The organism is Peterkaempfera podocarpi (assembly GCF_042466665.1).
Lineage (GTDB): Bacteria > Actinomycetota > Actinomycetes > Streptomycetales > Streptomycetaceae > Peterkaempfera > Peterkaempfera podocarpi.
Map to the genome: position 1 here is coordinate 435,364 of NZ_CP162102.1, position 15,742 is coordinate 451,105.

At 72.6% G+C, this 15,742-nt stretch carries 16 protein-coding genes; 3 read left to right on the forward strand and 13 right to left on the reverse strand.

Features of this window, described 5'->3' with window-relative positions; translation table 11 throughout:
• Positions 1-31 precede the first annotated feature (31 nt).
• On the reverse strand, positions 32-1,993 hold the full coding sequence (gene otr(A), locus AB0761_RS01980) for a tetracycline resistance ribosomal protection protein Otr(A) (protein ID WP_377267078.1): 1,962 nt from the start codon (positions 1,991-1,993) through the stop codon (positions 32-34).
• 330 nt (positions 1,994-2,323) lie between these two features.
• Entirely contained in the window at positions 2,324-3,880 is a 1,557-nt protein-coding gene (locus AB0761_RS01985) for a hypothetical protein (RefSeq protein WP_377267079.1), read from the reverse strand.
• A 488-nt stretch (positions 3,881-4,368) separates the two neighbouring features.
• Here AB0761_RS01985 and AB0761_RS01990 point away from each other — a divergent pair, with 488 nt between their 5' ends.
• Entirely contained in the window at positions 4,369-4,734 is a 366-nt protein-coding gene (locus AB0761_RS01990; RefSeq protein ID WP_377267080.1) for a hypothetical protein, read from the forward strand.
• Positions 4,735-4,870: 136 nt separating this feature from the next.
• Here the strand turns inward: AB0761_RS01990 and AB0761_RS01995 are convergent, their stop codons facing one another.
• The 4 genes from AB0761_RS01995 to AB0761_RS02010 form a co-directional block, all read right to left on the reverse strand.
• Positions 4,871-5,077 carry a hypothetical protein gene (locus AB0761_RS01995; RefSeq protein ID WP_377267081.1) on the reverse strand — a complete coding sequence of 69 codons (207 nt, stop codon included), beginning with the start codon at positions 5,075-5,077 and terminating at the stop codon, positions 4,871-4,873.
• A complete protein-coding gene (locus AB0761_RS02000) occupies positions 5,064-5,315 on the reverse strand; it encodes a DUF6400 family protein (RefSeq protein WP_377267082.1) in 252 nt (83 codons plus the stop codon). Before AB0761_RS02000 ends, AB0761_RS01995 begins: the two co-directional genes overlap by 14 nt.
• A 231-nt stretch (positions 5,316-5,546) precedes the next feature.
• Positions 5,547-7,061 (reverse strand): glycerol kinase GlpK, encoded by a 1,515-nt coding sequence (glpK, locus tag AB0761_RS02005; protein ID WP_377267083.1) that lies wholly within the window; start codon positions 7,059-7,061, stop codon positions 5,547-5,549.
• Between the two features lie 45 nt (positions 7,062-7,106).
• Positions 7,107-7,874, reverse strand: a complete 768-nt coding sequence (locus AB0761_RS02010) for an IclR family transcriptional regulator (RefSeq protein ID WP_377267084.1) — start codon at positions 7,872-7,874, stop codon at positions 7,107-7,109.
• 401 nt (positions 7,875-8,275) lie between these two features.
• On the opposite strand from AB0761_RS02010, the gene AB0761_RS02015 reads away from it, so the two are divergent.
• A complete protein-coding gene (locus tag AB0761_RS02015; RefSeq protein ID WP_377267085.1) occupies positions 8,276-8,731 on the forward strand; it encodes an ATP-binding protein in 456 nt (151 codons plus the stop codon).
• A gap of 131 nt (positions 8,732-8,862) precedes the next feature.
• Here the strand turns inward: AB0761_RS02015 and AB0761_RS02020 are convergent, their stop codons facing one another.
• Positions 8,863-9,087 carry a hypothetical protein gene (locus tag AB0761_RS02020; protein ID WP_377267086.1) on the reverse strand — a complete coding sequence of 75 codons (225 nt, stop codon included), beginning with the start codon at positions 9,085-9,087 and terminating at the stop codon, positions 8,863-8,865.
• Between the two features lie 50 nt (positions 9,088-9,137).
• Positions 9,138-9,518, reverse strand: a complete 381-nt coding sequence (locus tag AB0761_RS02025) for a hypothetical protein (RefSeq protein ID WP_377267087.1) — start codon at positions 9,516-9,518, stop codon at positions 9,138-9,140.
• 961 nt (positions 9,519-10,479) lie between these two features.
• Here AB0761_RS02025 and AB0761_RS02030 point away from each other — a divergent pair.
• Positions 10,480-10,938, forward strand: a complete 459-nt coding sequence (locus AB0761_RS02030; protein ID WP_377267088.1) for a transglycosylase SLT domain-containing protein — start codon at positions 10,480-10,482, stop codon at positions 10,936-10,938.
• A gap of 241 nt (positions 10,939-11,179) precedes the next feature.
• On the opposite strand, the gene AB0761_RS02035 is transcribed toward AB0761_RS02030, so the two are convergent.
• From AB0761_RS02035 to sigK, 5 genes are all read right to left on the reverse strand, one after another.
• A complete protein-coding gene (locus AB0761_RS02035) occupies positions 11,180-12,007 on the reverse strand; it encodes a DUF1295 domain-containing protein (protein WP_377267089.1) in 828 nt (275 codons plus the stop codon).
• Positions 12,008-12,158: 151 nt separating this feature from the next.
• Positions 12,159-12,920: a DUF1365 domain-containing protein gene (locus AB0761_RS02040; protein WP_377267090.1), complete on the reverse strand. Its 762-nt coding sequence runs from the start codon at positions 12,918-12,920 to the stop codon at positions 12,159-12,161.
• A complete protein-coding gene (locus tag AB0761_RS02045) occupies positions 12,917-14,188 on the reverse strand; it encodes an NAD(P)/FAD-dependent oxidoreductase (protein ID WP_377267091.1) in 1,272 nt (423 codons plus the stop codon). The genes AB0761_RS02040 and AB0761_RS02045 overlap by 4 nt, the downstream gene beginning before the upstream one ends.
• Positions 14,189-14,358: 170 nt before the next feature.
• A complete protein-coding gene (locus AB0761_RS02050; protein ID WP_377267092.1) occupies positions 14,359-15,105 on the reverse strand; it encodes an anti-sigma factor domain-containing protein in 747 nt (248 codons plus the stop codon).
• Positions 15,102-15,692, reverse strand: coding sequence for an ECF RNA polymerase sigma factor SigK (sigK, locus tag AB0761_RS02055; RefSeq protein ID WP_377267093.1), 591 nt, complete (start codon positions 15,690-15,692; stop codon positions 15,102-15,104). Before sigK ends, AB0761_RS02050 begins: the two co-directional genes overlap by 4 nt.
• Between the last annotated feature and the right edge of the window lie 50 nt (positions 15,693-15,742).

The following is a 15,742-nucleotide window of genomic DNA, read 5'->3' on the forward strand; positions in this document are numbered from 1 at the left end:
GGCCCCGCCCCGACGAACGGTCCCCCCGGCCTCAGCGGGTCGGCCCGGAGGGCGGCGGTCCGCCGATCGGACGGTCCCCGCACAGCCGGGACCACCACACTCCCTCGCCCCTCGACAGACCGGGCAGCAGACGCTCGGCCTCGGGCAGCTTGACGGCCGGGATCTCGCCGGCCAGCAGCCAGCCGGTCGTCCCCCCGGAGGTCCGGGTGATCTCCGCGCCCAGCGCGCCGAGGCACTGGGTGACGGGGGCCAGCACATCCAGGGGGATCTCCAGCTCATAGGCGTGGTAGGGCTCGTAGACCTGGGTGCCGGCCCGGCGCAGCGCCTCGGTCAGGACCAGCGGGGTGAGGCCGCGGAAGTCCCCGGCCGTACTCGCCGGCCCGAGGAAGCCCGAGCGGACCAGGGTGACGACGCAGTCGGTCACCGCCCAGCCGTGCGGTCCGTGGCGGAGCGCGGAGTGCACGGTCTCCTCGATGGCGCGATGGAAGGCGTGCGGCAGCGCGCCCAGCTCGGTCTCATAGCGGAAGAGGGCCCCGGTGCCGCGGGCCGCGGGCTCGACCCGCAGTCCGATGGTTGCCCAGAAGCCGCCCTCGCTCGGCCCGCCGCGGCCCATCTCCGCGCACGCCTCGCCGACTCCCGTCGGCCGCTCCGTGCAGACGATCCGGCTGGGTTCAAAGACGGCCTCGATGCCGAAGTCCTGTTCGAGGGTCGCCGCGATGATCTGCTTCTGGATCTCGCCGTAGAGCAGCACCGAGGTCGCGCCGCCGGGCTCCGTGCAGGCGTGGATGAGCGGGTCCTGTTCGGCAAGGGAACACAGGGCGGCGTACAGCCGGGCCGCGGGGCCGGTCCCGGTCTCCCGCGGCCGGACCACGGTCCGCAGTGTGGGGGGCGCGAAGTGCGGCGGTCGGCCCTTGTCGCCGGGGTCCGCGGCACCGCCGAGCCGGTCCCCCACGCGGATCCCGGGCAGCCCCCGGATCCTGGCGATGTTGCCCTCCGTCAGGCGGCCGCCGGTGCGGGCTCCGGCCTGCCCCACGACCTCCAGGCCGGTGATCTGACCCGTGTACTCCTCGGGCGTGCCGTCCGGCCCGCGGCGGTGCAGGGTCACCCGCTGGCGCAGGGCCAGCGTGCCGGAGAACAGCCGGAGGTAGGCACTCTTGGCTCCGGAGGGCCCACGCTCGACGGCGAACACGGTGCCGCGCGCCGGCTGGTCGGCCGGAGGGGATCCGTCGGCGGTGCAGGCAGCCGGGAGCAGCGCGGTGATCCCCTCGATGAGCGGCCCGACGCCCTGCCCGCCGAGGGCCGAGCCGAAGTACACCGGGTGCACCAGACCCTGCGCGGTGCGGTCGGCGAGCAACTCCATCAGCTTGCCGGGCGAGGGGGTCCAGCCCTCCAGGAGGCGGGTGAGCAGGGTGTCGTCGGTCTCGGCGAGGACCTCGGCCGCCCGGGTGCGGAAGGCGGGGTCGTCCAGCGGTTCCGGGTACGCCAGGGCCGAGGTGGTGCCGAGGTCCTGCATCAGGGTCATGGGGACGATGTGCGGTGCGAGATGCCGTCTGATCTCCGCCAGGACCCGGTCGCGGGAGGCACCCGCCCGGTCGATCTTGTTGACGAAGATCAGGGTGGGCAGGCGCAGCTCGCGCAGGGTCCGCATCAGGATGCGGGTCTGCGCCTGGACACCCTCCACCGCGGAGAGGACCAGGATCGCGCCGTCCAGCACGCCGAGGGCGCGCTCGACCTCGGCGATGAAGTCGGAGTGCCCGGGCGTGTCGATCAGATTGACCTGTACGGGGCCGACGCGGAAGGAGGCCACCGCCGAGCGGACGGTGATGCCGCGCTGCCGCTCGATGGCACCTGTGTCGGTCTGGGTGCTGCCGGCGTCGACGCTGCCGAGTCGGTCGATGACGCCGGTGTCGAAGAGCAGGCGCTCGGTGAGACTGGTCTTACCTGCGTCGACGTGCGCGAGAATGCCGATGTTCAGGGTGTGCTGAGGGTGCATGTGTGCCGAGGTCCTCGAGGTCCGTCGTCCGGTGGGGGCGCTGGGTCGTGTCGAGGAATCGGCGCATCGGGTGCTCCTGCGGGTGGTCGGTGGGTCACGACCATCCTGATCACGTAGGCGGACCGGGGGCAACGGGTTTTCCGGCGCGCACCGCCCCCGCACCACTCACAGCGGGCGGGCGCGGGGTCGCGACCGTGGACCGATCAGCCGTCGTGAGCCGAGACATCCCCCCGCGGTGGCGCCGCCGGGGAGGATCCTCACCCCCGGTGACGCCACCGCCCGGACGCGGTTCCCGTCCGCACGGCCACGCAGTGCCGCCCGTCGGCCGGGTCAGCCGACGAGGTAGGCGCGGTAGACCGTCGTCGTGGCGCTGTCCCCGTGGGTGTCGAGGACGGTGGACCGCAGGGAGATCGGCCCGGAGTGCCCATTGGGCACCAGGGCCGTCCAGGAGCTCCCGGAGTGCTTGACCTTGACGGTGTGCCAGGTCTTGGCGCCGTCGAAGGAGGCCCACACCTTCACCGACCTGACCGCGTCCGAGGGATAGCCGACCAGGTGGTCCAGGGGCTTGGGGCGGTACAGCCGCAGGTTGACGCTTGTGGTGCTGCCCGGCGTCGCGCGGTTGGCCGCGCTCAGCTGCGTCGGGACGAACTGGGTGTAGTAGAGCGGGATCTGGGTGCTCTTGGCCGGGTTGGCGTAGAAGTGCATGCTCAGCGTGGACGCGGAGGAGAGCATTCCGGCCGGGAAGTGGACGCCCGGCTGGTAACGCTTGGCGGTGAGGCTCAGCGAGTACCAGCCCGCGCCGGGGATCACGGGGTTGAAGGTGCCCGGACCGTTGCCGTAGGTCGTGAAGCTCTTCCTGCTGATCGTCCTGCCGCCCTTGCTCAGCACGACGGTTGTCCTCCCGGGGGCTGCGGAGTAGGTGACCGACGGGTCGAAGAACATGGCGTCCGGATCGACGTAGAGGCGGCGGCCGGAGCCCCAGGTGAAGGGCAGCTGGCCGCCCGGTCCCCAGGCGGAGCGGTTGAAGAGCACGTCGTAGGAGGCACCCGCCGCGAAGGTCCGGGGGGCGTTGTAGCTGTAGTTGGCGGTACTCCGCTCGGCGGTCTGCCAGGACCCGGCCGACACATGCACGGTGAGGTTGTACGGCAGCGTGTACGGGTCGCCGAAATCGATGAGGTCGTACTGGCAGGTGTCATGCCCCGACGTGGTGGCGAAGTCGACGGTGTTCTGGGTGTCGACGGTCGGGCCGCTGCGGGCCTGGACCCTGAGGTTCGCCAGCGAGGACCGGCGCACCACCGCGGCGAGCCCCTTCGGCAGGCCCCTCTTGTTCAGTCCGGCGACGATGTACCGCTCGCCGGGGCCCTTGGCGCCCGGCCTGTTCCAGCTGGACACATAGGCGAACTGGAGCGCGGAGGAGGAGTTGGGGATCACATAGAGGTGGCCGGCCTCGGCCCAGGCGTCCACTGAACCCGCGCTGCCGGGCAGGCAGAGCCTGACGTCGTAGCGCTGCTCGAAGCCGGCCCCGGGGCTGTGGTCCAGGGAGACCTTGACCCCGCGCCCCTGGCGGGCGTCGATGGTGGTCTTCGTACGGCCTGCCACGGTCACGATCGCGGCACCGAGGGTGTCGGTGTTGTCCTTGTAGTTCCAGACGTCCACCATCACTGCATAGCGGCCGGCAGGCAGGGAGTAGGCCTTGCCGCTGGTGAGCCAGTACGGCTCGTGGGTGGACAGGTTGACCACCTGCGGGTTGGTGGCGACCGCCTTGCCGTCGCGGCCCAGCGTGGTGATGGTGAGCGAGCCGCTCGCAGCCGAGGCCGGAGTGGCGCTGGAGAGGACGAGGGGGGCGAGAACCGCTGTCGCCCCCAGAATCGCTGATACACGTCGCACGCAGGGACCCCCAGGCCGGAAACGACAAAGTGCTTGATCATACAGTGAAGATCCCCGCGCCAGAACGTGAAGATCCCGGCGGTGGGCGTCACTTGAGGGCTGCGAGCGCGCCCTCGACCGCCCGGACGCCGGCCGTCACCGGAGCCTGCCGATGCGGTCGGCAAGGGACGCTCGGCAGTCGGCGACGCTGTGGAGTCATCTGCTCACGAAATGTCATGGGCTGTGGTGCGCGGACCTCGTGGGCCGGCTTGTGGCGACGGCCGAGCGGGAGGCGCACGGCAACGGCGGTGACATGCGGGGCAGCCGGTGCGGCGTTAGCCTCATGATGTAGGAGTCCACTCCTGTGGTACGCGGATCCGCCGCAACGTCGGCAGGACCCCTACGGGGACCCCGTCCGCGCGGCAGGAATGCGGTCGCGCTTCGCTGCCCGCTCCAGGCACCGGGTCTTCTCCGGCGGATTCCCCACCTCCAGCGCAAAGGATGTGACCATGCGTCGGAAGCTCACCCTCGCCATCGCGGGACCCGCCCTCACAGCCGCCCTCGCCCTGTCCCCGCTCGCGGCCGCACCGGCGAGCGCCGCGCCCGCCGCGCCCGCCAAGTCCGCCTCCGCGCAGGCCCCGGGCACATCCACGCTCAACCAGTCGCGGCCGGGGTACAACCGCGGGTACCGGGACGGCTACCGGATCGGGTACAACGACGGCTTCAGGGACGGATGGAAGTTCTGCCGGTACTTCCCCCACCGGAACAACAGGTATTTCGGCGGCGGCGGCTCGGCGTACTGGCGCGGCTTCACCAACGGCTACCAGGACGGCTACGACCGGGGCTTCTACAAGGCGTCCCGCAGGTACTGCTGACGGCCCCGGGGCAGCGCCGCGATCCGGCGGCACCGCCCGCACGGCGGGGAGAGACGCATCCCTCCCCGCCGTACGGCCGGTCGTCCACCGGCGCGGAGGCCGCCCTCGTGCCGGCTCCAGCGGTGCTCGACGCCGCTCACGCGGCCGTGTCGTGGCTCCAGATGTGGGTGCACGCGGGGCACTGCAGATGCACCACAGGCCCGGTGTTGCTCAGCAGATAGCGCCAGTGGTCCGGACACGCCCGGCCGGCCAGGCAGGCCTCGCAGTCGCGGTGGTCCCGGCAGTTGGGGCAGGGCACCCAGGCCCTGCGAGCGCGGTCGGCGTCGGGATCAAGCGGAAACATCGCCGCCACCGGGGTGCGCGGGCAGGACTCCGGCTGCCACCAGCTCGTCGTAGATCCGCTGCTGGTCCTCGTCGAGGTCCGAGTAGAGCATGCGGTACGCCTGCTCCTCCGCCTGCATGACCGCCACCGGATCCCAGTTGGGGCCGATCGCCTCAAGGACGGCGGCGCGCCGCTGTGCCTCCTGGGCGGTCAGGTCGGTCTCGAAGGTGCGGAGGTCGGGAGTCTTGCGGTCTGCCACGATGGAACTTCCGTATGTGCGATGAAGCGGCTGTCCACCCTTCCTACCAAGGTGCGCAGCCGGGCGGAGCGCCCGGTGGGGAGAGATGCATCACGTCCCGGCGGGTTCCGGTGCCCGACCCGGTCATGGTGTGCCCGGCCCTGGTGTGCCCGGTCATGGTGTGCCCGGCCCTGGTGTGCGGGGATCGGGGTGCCACGCGGCCCTCGGGCCGGGCCGGTGTCATGCCCCGGGTCAGTCCCCCTCGGTCGGTCTGACCCAGCCGAGTGCCCGCTCGACGGCACGCTGCCAGTCCCCGTATGCGCTCTCCCGCGCCCCGGGGTCCATGTCCGGCAGCCACTGGGCGGCGCGGTGCCAGTTGCGGCGCAGCCCTTCGAGGTCGGGCCAGTAACCGACGGTGAGCCCGGCCGCGTAGGCGGCTCCCACCGAGACGGTCTCGGCGACCAGCGGACGCACCACCGGGACGTCGAGCACATCGGCCAGGAACTGCATGAGGAGGTTGTCGGCCGTCATACCGCCGTCGACCTTGAGTTCCGCCAGCGGCATGTGGGTGTCGGCGTTCATCGCGTCGACCACTTCGCGGGTCTGCCAGCCCGTGGCCTCCAGGACCGCCCGGGCGAGATGCCCCTTGGTGATGTAGGAGGTGAGGCCCACGATCACGCCGCGTGCGTCGCTGCGCCAGCGCGGGGCGAAGAGCCCGGAGAAGGCGGGGACGATGTAGCAGCCGCCGTTGTCCTCGACGGTGCGTGCCAGCGTCTCGATCTCCGGCGCGCTGGTGATCAGTCCGAGCTGGTCGCGGAACCACTGGACCAGGGAGCCGGTCACCGCGATCGGACCCTCCAGCGCATAGACGGCGGGTTCGTCGCCGACCTTGTAGCCGACGGTGGTGATCAGTCCGTGCCGGGATCTGATCAGGTCGGTGCCGGTGTTGAGGACCAGGAAGCTGCCGGTCCCATAGGTGCACTTCGCCTCGCCCGGCCCGAAGCAGGTCTGCCCGAAGAGCGCCGCCTGCTGGTCGCCCAGGGCGGCCCCGATCCGCACACCGGGCAGCACCGAACGGGCCTTGGCGTAGCAGGCCGCCGAGGGGCGGATCTGCGGCAGCATGGCCCGGGGGACCCCGAACAGCGCCAGCAGGTCGTCGTCCCAGTCGAGGCTGCGGATGTTCATCAGCATGGTGCGGCTGGCGTTGGTGACGTCCGTGATGTGCAGTCCGCCGTCGGGGCCGCCTGTGAGGTTCCAGATCAGCCAGCTCTCGATGGTGCCGAACAGCACGTCCCCGCGCTCCGCGCTCTCGTGCAGCCCCGGGACGTGGTCGAAGAGCCAGCGGATGCGGGGGGCGGTGAAGTACGTGCTCAGCGGCACGCCGCAGCGGTCGAGGAAGAAGTCCTCCCCGGTGGTGCGGGCCAGTTCCGCCAGCAGCGGGGCGGTGCGGGTGTCCTGCCAGACGATGGCCCTGCCTTTCGGGAGCCCGGTTCTGCGGTCCCAGAGGACGGTGGTCTCGCGCTGGTTGGCGATGCCGACCGCAGCGATCTGCTCGGCGTCGACGCCCGCTCCGGCGAGGGCCTGGGGGACGATCCGCTGGAGGTTGCGCCAGATCTCCAGGGCGTCGTGCTCGACCCAGCCGGGCCGGGGGAAGTACTGCTGGTGCTCGCGCTGGGCGACGGACACCAGCCGCCCGCTGTGGTCGAACAGGATGCATCGCGTGGACATGGTGCCCTGGTCGACGGACATCACATAGCGTTCAACCATGAGCCGGCCTGCCTTGGGATCCGTTCTGTCTGGGGGGCACGGCGATCACCAGCGGGCCGCACCGAGATCTCGGGAGACGGCCCGTGCCGCTCCGCGGACCATGTCGACGAGCGGTGGATGCGGCCGCCCCTTGGAGTCGCAGATGCGCTCCAGGGCACCGGTGACGCCCATGGCGCCCACCACAAGGCCGCCGTGTCCCCGGATCGGCGCGGCGACCCCCGCCTCACCCATGATCATTTCCTGTATGTCGGCCGCCCATCCGGCCTCCCGGATCTCGGCCAGGGCACGGCCCAGCTCTTCTGCGGTACCCGCGGTGTGCCGGGTGTATGTCTCCAGCCCCGCCGCCACCACCGGCTCCAGCGGAGTGGCCCCGAAGGCCAGCAGCACCTTGCCGAGCGAGGAGGCATGCAGCGGCAGCAGCGATCCGACGTCCAGGGTCTGCAGGGTGTCGTCGGGCCGGAAGACATGGTGGACGATGAGGACCCTGCCCTCCAGGGGGGTGCCCAGGCGCACCGCCTCCCCGCTGCGGGCGGCGAGCGCGTCGGCCCAGTTGATGGAGCGGGATCGCAGTTCGTTCACATCGAGGTAGCTGGAGCCGAGGTGCAGCAGCGCCGCGCCCAGCTGGTACTTCCCGGTTGCCTGGTCCTGCTCCACGAAGTCGACGTGCTGCAGGGTGCGCAGGATGCCGTGGGCGGTCCCCTTGGCCAGACCCAGCGCGGAGGCCACCTCGCCGAGGCCGAGTCTGCCCGGCCCCCCGGCGAGCAGTCGCAGCACCGCGGCCGCCCGCTCGATGGACTGCACCGGGCCGGACATGGGGGGATCGTATCTCCGCATTCGCGCCCTGGGCACCGGCGAACGGCCCTGGAATAAGGGACCGGCGTGCGCTGCACCCGTACCGCGGCACTCCGGAACCGTGTCCCGTACGCCCCGCAGCGGCCCCGTTCGGCAATGGCGACCGCTATTCGTTGACCCCGCCCCCGGCTGTCCATAACGTCCTGTTTCAGGTGCAACGTCCACCGCTGCGCGGCACACCGGGAGCCCATCCGGGCAGACCGTGGCGCAGAACGCGACCGGCAACTCCCTGCCTGGCGTGAAGGAGGAGACATGGCGGCACGACACAAGGGGCGGACACGTCCCGGCGTACCGGCAGTCCACATCGCAGTGAGGGCCGCCCTGGCCGTCACCGCGGTCGCCACGCCCGGAGGGAGCACGGCATGCTGAGCGCAACCGCCATGGATCCGGCCTCCGCTACGGACGCGCCACCGGCTGTGGTGGAGGTGATGGAGCACCTCTGCCCGGTACCCCACATCCCGGAGGTCGTCTCGGCCGTCCGCAGACGCGCGCGATGGGTCCTGACCACATGGGCCATCCCCGCCGAGACGGCCGACGACGCACTGGTGGTGATCTCCGAGCTCACCACCAACGCCGTGGTCCACGCCCTCCCCCCGGCGATGCTGCGGCTCTCGGTGACCGACCACGGCGGCCGCCGCACGCTGCGCGTCGAGGTCACGGACACGGGAGCCGCACCGCACGCCCATCGGCCGATCGAGGGGATGCGGCCGGAGGAGTGCGGCCGCGGGCTGGGTATCGTGGCCGCCCTGTCCGCCCGGCACGGCATCCGCAGCCGCGGCCCCGCGGTCACCCACTGGGCGGAGCTGCCTGCCGTCTGATCCGTCCGACCTGCGCGCGGCGGATCCGCGTCCGGCCTCCGCCGTGGACCCCGGCGGGCCCGTCCGTCACGGTCTCCGGCACCCGCAGGACCGAGCCGCGGGCGGATCGGCCTCTCGCGGTGCCCGGCCTCTCACCGTGCGGCACGTGCCCGGCCGACCGCCTCATCGACCCGGACCGACACCTCCGGGCCGGCAGAGACCACGATGGCGGCGCCGGCCAGGGCCGGACCCCAGCGCAGATTCTCGGCCCCCACCTGATGCTGCCCGAAGACGGGCAGCATCGGCAGGACGACCCCGAAGGCGACCAGGACGAACCCCGGGACCGCCCGGACCAGCCATGCGCGCGCGCCCGCCACCTGGCGGGCCCGACGGCGGGGGCGGCGGCCAGCACCGCGTCCCGGTCCTCTCACACCGTCAGCTCTATGCCGCGGACCAGGTCGGAGACGACCTGGTCCACGTCACCCGCCGACCGCGCCCGCACGATCGGGGGAATGAGACTGCGGTAGACACCGCCGACGCGTCTCGCGTCCGCCCGCAGCGCACGACGGTGGGCGATGTCACCGGCGTGCGTACGCCGCGACACATCGAACGCCTCCCTCGCCCGCCGGGAGAGGTCCTCCGGCTCCCGGCACCAACTGCGGGCCGTCCTCACCTCACGCCGCTTGTGGCGGTTGCGCTTCAGGTCGTCGGCGCCTCCGACGGTGCGGACGATCAGCGGGTCGAGCTGCCGCGGGTAACGGCTCGTCCTCCTCGCCGTGACCCCCAGCCCCAGGAGGAGCCAGGGCACCGCGGGCAAGGCCACCAGCGCCGGCTCGGCAGGCGGAGAACGCCCGGGCGACCGGGTCACGATGCCCGCCATGCGGTCCGGGGCACGGGCTGCGCCCAAGTCCGGGGTAGCGGTCCCCACCACGGAGCGGCTTCGGCCGTGAGCAGCCCGGAGCCGGGGCGGGCGCCGGCGCCCGGCCCCGCCGTGCCACTTATGACCCCTCCGCTCGGCTGCCGGGCGCCGAGCCCGCCTCGCAGGCTGCGCCCCGATCCGGGAAATCCGGCCGGCGGTCGCGGGCCCCGGCCGTGGCGCCGGCTCCGGCGGGAGCGGCCCGGGACCGCGACTCGCGCTGCACCCCGCCCTGCCGTCCGGCCTGCTTCCCTGCTGCTCGGCTGCTCGGCTGCTCGGCTGCTCGGCTGCCGGGCGCAGCGTCGTCTCGCCGGCCGTTCCGCGGACCCCCGCACGGGTGCCGAGCGGCCGCCGTCGACCCCTTGTCGCGCGGGGTTCCGGTGGCCTGGCTCACACGCTGAAGGGGCCTGGCGGTGAGGTGGGTCACAGGGGTTCGAGGGAACACGACGTGGGTTAGTAGGTGCGGCGGTCGCGGATGAACCCCGAATAAACATCCCAATTCCGGCATCCAGGCGTTTAAGCCGCGAAGGCTGCTCGTCATGGCGAAAGGTGCAGGTAGGAGGGGGTTCGACAGCTGGGACCACGCCCGCGCCGCGGCTGAAATCCCCGGCCAAACCAGGCTGCCGACGGTCCGCAACGGCCGTTCGAAGCAGGCTCTGGGCTACGGGAGGCCGTAGTAGCAGGGGTGTTTGCAGGGCTATGTCCGGTTCGTCCATGGTGGGACGAGTCCGACGGCGCCACCGGGTCTCACGATCCCCCGGCGTCCCGCCCGGCACACCGAACCGATACGGGTGCCCCGGACGCCGGCCGCTTCTGAGGCCGGGTCGTCCAGTGAGCCGATTGAGGTCTGTTCTTGAAGCGCATCGCCATGCCCCGTCTGCGTACCGCCACCGCCGTGCTCGCCTCGGCCGCCGGTATCGCCTCCCTGGCAGCCGTCGCTGCTCCGGCCGCCTCGGCCGCCACCGCCTCGGAAGCCTCCAAGAACACCGTCACCGGCTCTGCGTTCGCCGCCACCCAGACCTCCGCCGGCAGTGTGCGCGCCATGGCGCAGTCGATGGTCCCGGCGAACCAGTGGGCCGCCTTCGACCACATCGTCAGCCACGAGAGCAGCTGGAACCCGCGGGCCGTCAACGCCGCCTCCGGCGCCTACGGCCTGTGCCAGGCCCTGCCGGGCTCCAAGATGGCCTCCGCCGGCTCCGACTGGAAGACCAACCCGGCCACCCAGGTCAAGTGGGCCCTGAACTACATGAACGACCGCTACGGCAGCCCCAACGCCGCCTGGTCGTTCTGGCAGACCCACCACTGGTACTGAGCCGACCCACAGCACCACAGCGCACAGCAGGGCCCCCGGGTGTTCCCGGGGGCCTTCGCCGTACCCGGGCGCCGTCCCCGGAACAGCACCGCGGGTACGGCGCACCTCTCCCCCGTCCCCGGGGTCGCTCACGCGCTCCCGCACCATGCCTCCCGGGCCGGTGCCGCCCACCCGGGCCCGGTCCTGTCCGGGCGGCGCCGAGCTCGCCCGGCGGCAGGCGACGCCCTCACCGGGCAACCGGTCATCGCCGGCCGGCTGTCCCATGCGGCCCACGGCGCGGCGGCAGCGGGAGGAAGCCACTGGTCCGGGCCGTGTACTCGCGATAGCCGGGGCGGTCCGCCAGATGCTTCTCCAGCAGGCGCTTGCCGCTGCCCCGCGTCACCAGGAACGTCATCACCAGCGGCGAGACCACCGAGGCCACGGCTGCCTGCCAGTCGCCGCACGCCATCGCGAACAGGCCCCACCAGACGAGGAAGTCGCCGAAGTAGTTGGGATGGCGGGTCCAGGCCCACAGGCCGCGGTCCATGATCCGGCCCCGGTTGGCCGGGTCCGCCTTGAACCGGGCGAGCTGGAGGTCCCCGACCGCCTCGAAGCCCGCGCCGACCGCCCACAGCGCGGCACCGGCCACCGCGAGCGGGTCGAGCCCGGCGGGCACGTACTGTGCCGCCTGCACGGGCAGGGACACCAGCCAGACCAGTGCGCCCTGGAGGAGGTACACCATCCGCAGGGCGTAGAGATCGCGGTTGCCCGGGGCTCGGGAGAGCAGCCGGTCATAGCGGGGGTCCTCGCCGTGGCCGCGGCCACGCAGCGCGATATGGCCTGCCAGACGCAGCCCCCACACCGCCGTGGCTGCGGTGACCAGCAGCCGCCGGCCGTCGTCACCGTGTCCGGCCGAGGCCGCGCAGGTGGCCAGTGCCACCGCGGTGAAGGCCAGGCCCCAGGCCACATCCACCACCCGGTGCACCCCTTTGGCCACCGCGACGGCGAAGGTGGCGAGCATGACGGCGCAGACCACGGCGGCCGCGACCCCGAGGTTGGCGGCGAAGGCACCCCAGGGGAACCCGTTCATCCGGGACTGTCCTGCCGGTCCGGGTCGGCCCCGCACGGCAGGTGCGGTGTCGCCTGCCTGCCCACCCGGCCCTCGGCGGCCGGGTGCTGCCGGGTGGCCCAGCAGGGGGCGCTGTCCCGGCTGCGGGGGCGGTGGTCCGGGGCGGGAGTTCTCACGTCATGCCTTCCTGGGTGCGATGGGGTGTGCGCGGTTGGACCGGCAGGCCGCGGAGGAGGAGGCGGACGCCGTGCCGCCGGATTCCGGCCGTCACCGCCGCTGTGGACCACGGATGGCGTACCGCGGCGGCCAGCAGCCGGCCGGGGGTGGCCGGGCGGCGGACGCCTCGGACGGTGGCAGTGAACGGCCGGCCGCCGTCGCGGCGGAGCTGGATGCTGAGGTCCAGATGGTCCCCCGGTGGCGGCAGGCGCATCCGGTAGCCGCCGTCGACGGGGAAGAACGGGGAGACATAGAACTCCTTGGCCGTCTCGGCCACGCCCCGGCCGTCGGTCCGCAGCAGGTAGCAGTGGCGCTCACCGTAGGTGTTGTGGACCTCGGCGAGCACACAGACCAGGTCACCGCCGCGGTCGTGGCACCAGAACAGGGTGAGCGGGTTGAAGACATGGCCGAGGACCCTTGCGTGCGTCAGCATCAGCACCGGTCCGCCCTCCAGCCGGACGCCGGCGGCGGCCAGGAAGCGCTCCACCGCGTCCCGGATCGTGGGGGCCGTCCCGCCGAAGTGGTCCCTCGGGTCGAAGCGGGCCAGCGGCCGCAGTGCGCGTGGCAGCAGCGGCAGCCGGTCGATGTCGACCAGCCACAGATAGGTGCGGTGGCGCAGGGCGTGGTGCACGGGCGCCGTACGCACATGCCGGATCGTGCACTCGTAGAGGGCCGGGGCTGCCCCGGTCGCAGTGCCGCGCACCGCCTGGGCAGTCACCAGCGCACCCCCAGGGCTGCGGCCGCCTGGACGCCGGAGCGGCAGCCGTCCTCATGGAATCCCCAGCCGTGGTACGCCCCCGCGTACGCGGTGACACCGGTGCTGAGCTGCGGCAGGTGCTGCTGGGCGGCGACCGACTCGGGGGTGTAGACGGGGTGTTCGTACACCATGCGCGCCAGCACCCGGTCCGGGCGGACCAGGTCCTCGGCGTTGAGGGTGACGACGTACTCGGTGGCGGTGTCGAGCCGCTGCAGCCGGTTCATGTGGTAGCTGACCCGCACCGCCTCCGCGGGGGTGTCGCAGGAGGACATCACATAGTTCCAGGACGCCCTGGCGCCCCGGGCGCGGGGCAGCAGGGAGGTGTCGGTGTGCAGCACGGTGGCATTGCGCGAGTAGCGGAAGGCGCCCAGGACCCGGACCTCCTCCTCGGTGGGATCGGCGAGCATGCGCAACGCCTGGTCGGGGTGGACGGCCAGCACGACCGCGTCGTACTCCCGCACCTCTCCTCCCGCGGTCACCACACGGGCCCGGTCGGTCGACCGCTGCACCGCCCGCACCGGGGTCCCGGTGTGCAGGGTGGTGAGCTGTTTGCCGATCCGGGTGACGTACTCCGCGGAGCCCCCGGTCACGGTCCGCCATCGCGGCGAGCCGCCGACCGAGAGCATCCCGTGGTGGTCCAGGAAGCGGAAGAGATAGGCGGCCGGGTACTGCATGGCCGTCCGGGGCGCGCACGACCACACCGCGGAGACCAGCGGGGTGATGTAGTGGGCGACGAAGTAGCCTGAGAAGCCGCGTCGGAGGAGGAACTGACCGAGCGTCATGACATCGGCGCCGTCGGCGCCTTGGTCGGCGAGGGCGGTGCGGGCGGCGCGGTGGAAGAGCGGCACCTCCGTCAGCATCCGGAGGTACCGGGCGCGCACGGCGCTGCGCGGGTGCGCGAAGAGACCGGACGGCCCACGGGCGCCGGCGTACTGGAGGCCGCAGCCGTCGCACCGCACCGACATGCTCATCTCCGCGTCCTGGGTGGTGACCCCCAGTTCGCGGAAGAGGCGCAGCAGCGTCGGGTAGGTGCGGTCGTTGTGCACGATGAACCCGGTGTCCACCCGGGCCACCCGGCCGTCGGCGTCGGCGATGTCATGGGTGTGGGCGTGGCCGCCGAGACGGTCCGCGGCCTCGTACAGCGACACCTCGCACGCCTGTTGCAGCACATACGCCGCGGTGAGCCCCGAGACGCCGGCGCCCACCACCGCTATCCGTCGACGGTCCACAGGCCGTCCCCTCCTCCTGCTGCCGGGCCCGGCCGTGGGTCGGCGGGGCCCTCTGCAGACCATTCGGAGCCGCGGGCCCTTCGGATGGGTCACGGTTTCCGGAGCCGTACCGGGCATGGCACCGGCGCCGCGGCAGGCGTCCCGAGGTCGGCACCTGCCGCGGCGGAGGTTCAGAGCGACAGCAGCACCAGGGGGGCGCTGGTCGGCCGGGGGGAGCCCCCCTCCGGTTCGACCGTGACACCGACGCCGTCCGCCCCGCGAGGACCTCCGACCAGCAGCGTCGACCCTGTGGAGCGGCCGTGCTCCAGCAGGCCGGCGGGCACCATCACCCCGTTGCGGCTGTACCACAGCTGGTAGACGCGGCGATCGGGCAGCGGCGGCAGCCCGCGGTAGACGAACGCGGCCTGCCCCAGCTGCTGGGAGGCCACGACCGTGCCGTTGCCGCCGCCCTTGAGCGCACGAGTGCTGAAGGTCGCGTCCGGGGCCGCCATCAGCGCGCTCAGGGCCGCCGCCTGCTGCTCGGCCCGGGCTGCCCGGGCACGCTGCTCGGAGGCCTCCCGGTCACCGCCGACCGCCAGACCCGCGGCCACTGCGGCGAGCACCAGGCAGGCTGCGGCGGCCAGATACGGCAGGCGTTGCCGCCACCGCGGACGGGCCGACGGGGGCCGCGACCCGCGCCGCGCCGGAGGAAGCTGGCGGACCTCCGGCAGTGCCGCCATCACCCGCTCACGGAGGGCGGGCGGCGGGGTCTCGGCGACCGCCAGGGCCAGTCGCGCCGCGGTCTCTCTCAGCTCCCGCACCTCCTGGGTGCAGGCTTCGCACTCCGCCAGATGCTCCCCGAACTCCTCCCCTTCTCGTCCGGACAGTGCGCCCAGTGCATAGGCCCCGGTCAGTGTGTGCAGGTCACCCGTGCTCATACGGACACCCCCAGGCAGTCGCGCAGCCGGATCAGGCCGTCCCTCAGCCGGGTCTTGACCGTCCCGACCGCCGCGCCCAGCACATCGGCGGTCTCCCGGTAGGTATAGCCGCGGTAGTAGGCGAGCGTGACCGACTCCCGTTGGAGCGGGGTCAGCTGCTCGAGGCAGCGGCGCACCTGCTCGCGCTCCAACCGCCGTTCCACCTGCTCGCTGACCTCGTCGAACGCCGGGCTGTGGGCGCGAGCCGCCGCCAGGTTCTCACGGTCGGACGTGGCCTGTGCGGACCGCACCCGGTCCACCGCGCGCCGATGGGCGAGCGTCATGATCCATGCGATGGCGCTGCCCTGCCGTGCGTCGAACCGGGACGCACACCGCCACACCTCCACCAGCACCTCCTGGGCGACCTCCTCGGACTGCGACGGATCCCGCACCACCCTGCGCACCAGGCCGAGGACCGCACCGGCCACCGCGGTGTACAGGCTGTCGAACGCTCGCTCATCGCCTCGTGCGACACGTTCGAGCAGTAGCTCCAGGACGCCGGAGCGGGGCGCAGGAGCTGAGTCGTCACCATGTGCTGCCACGCGCATGGACACCTCCGGTCTGTGACATGGTCACCGGTACTTCGAGGCAGAGCGCG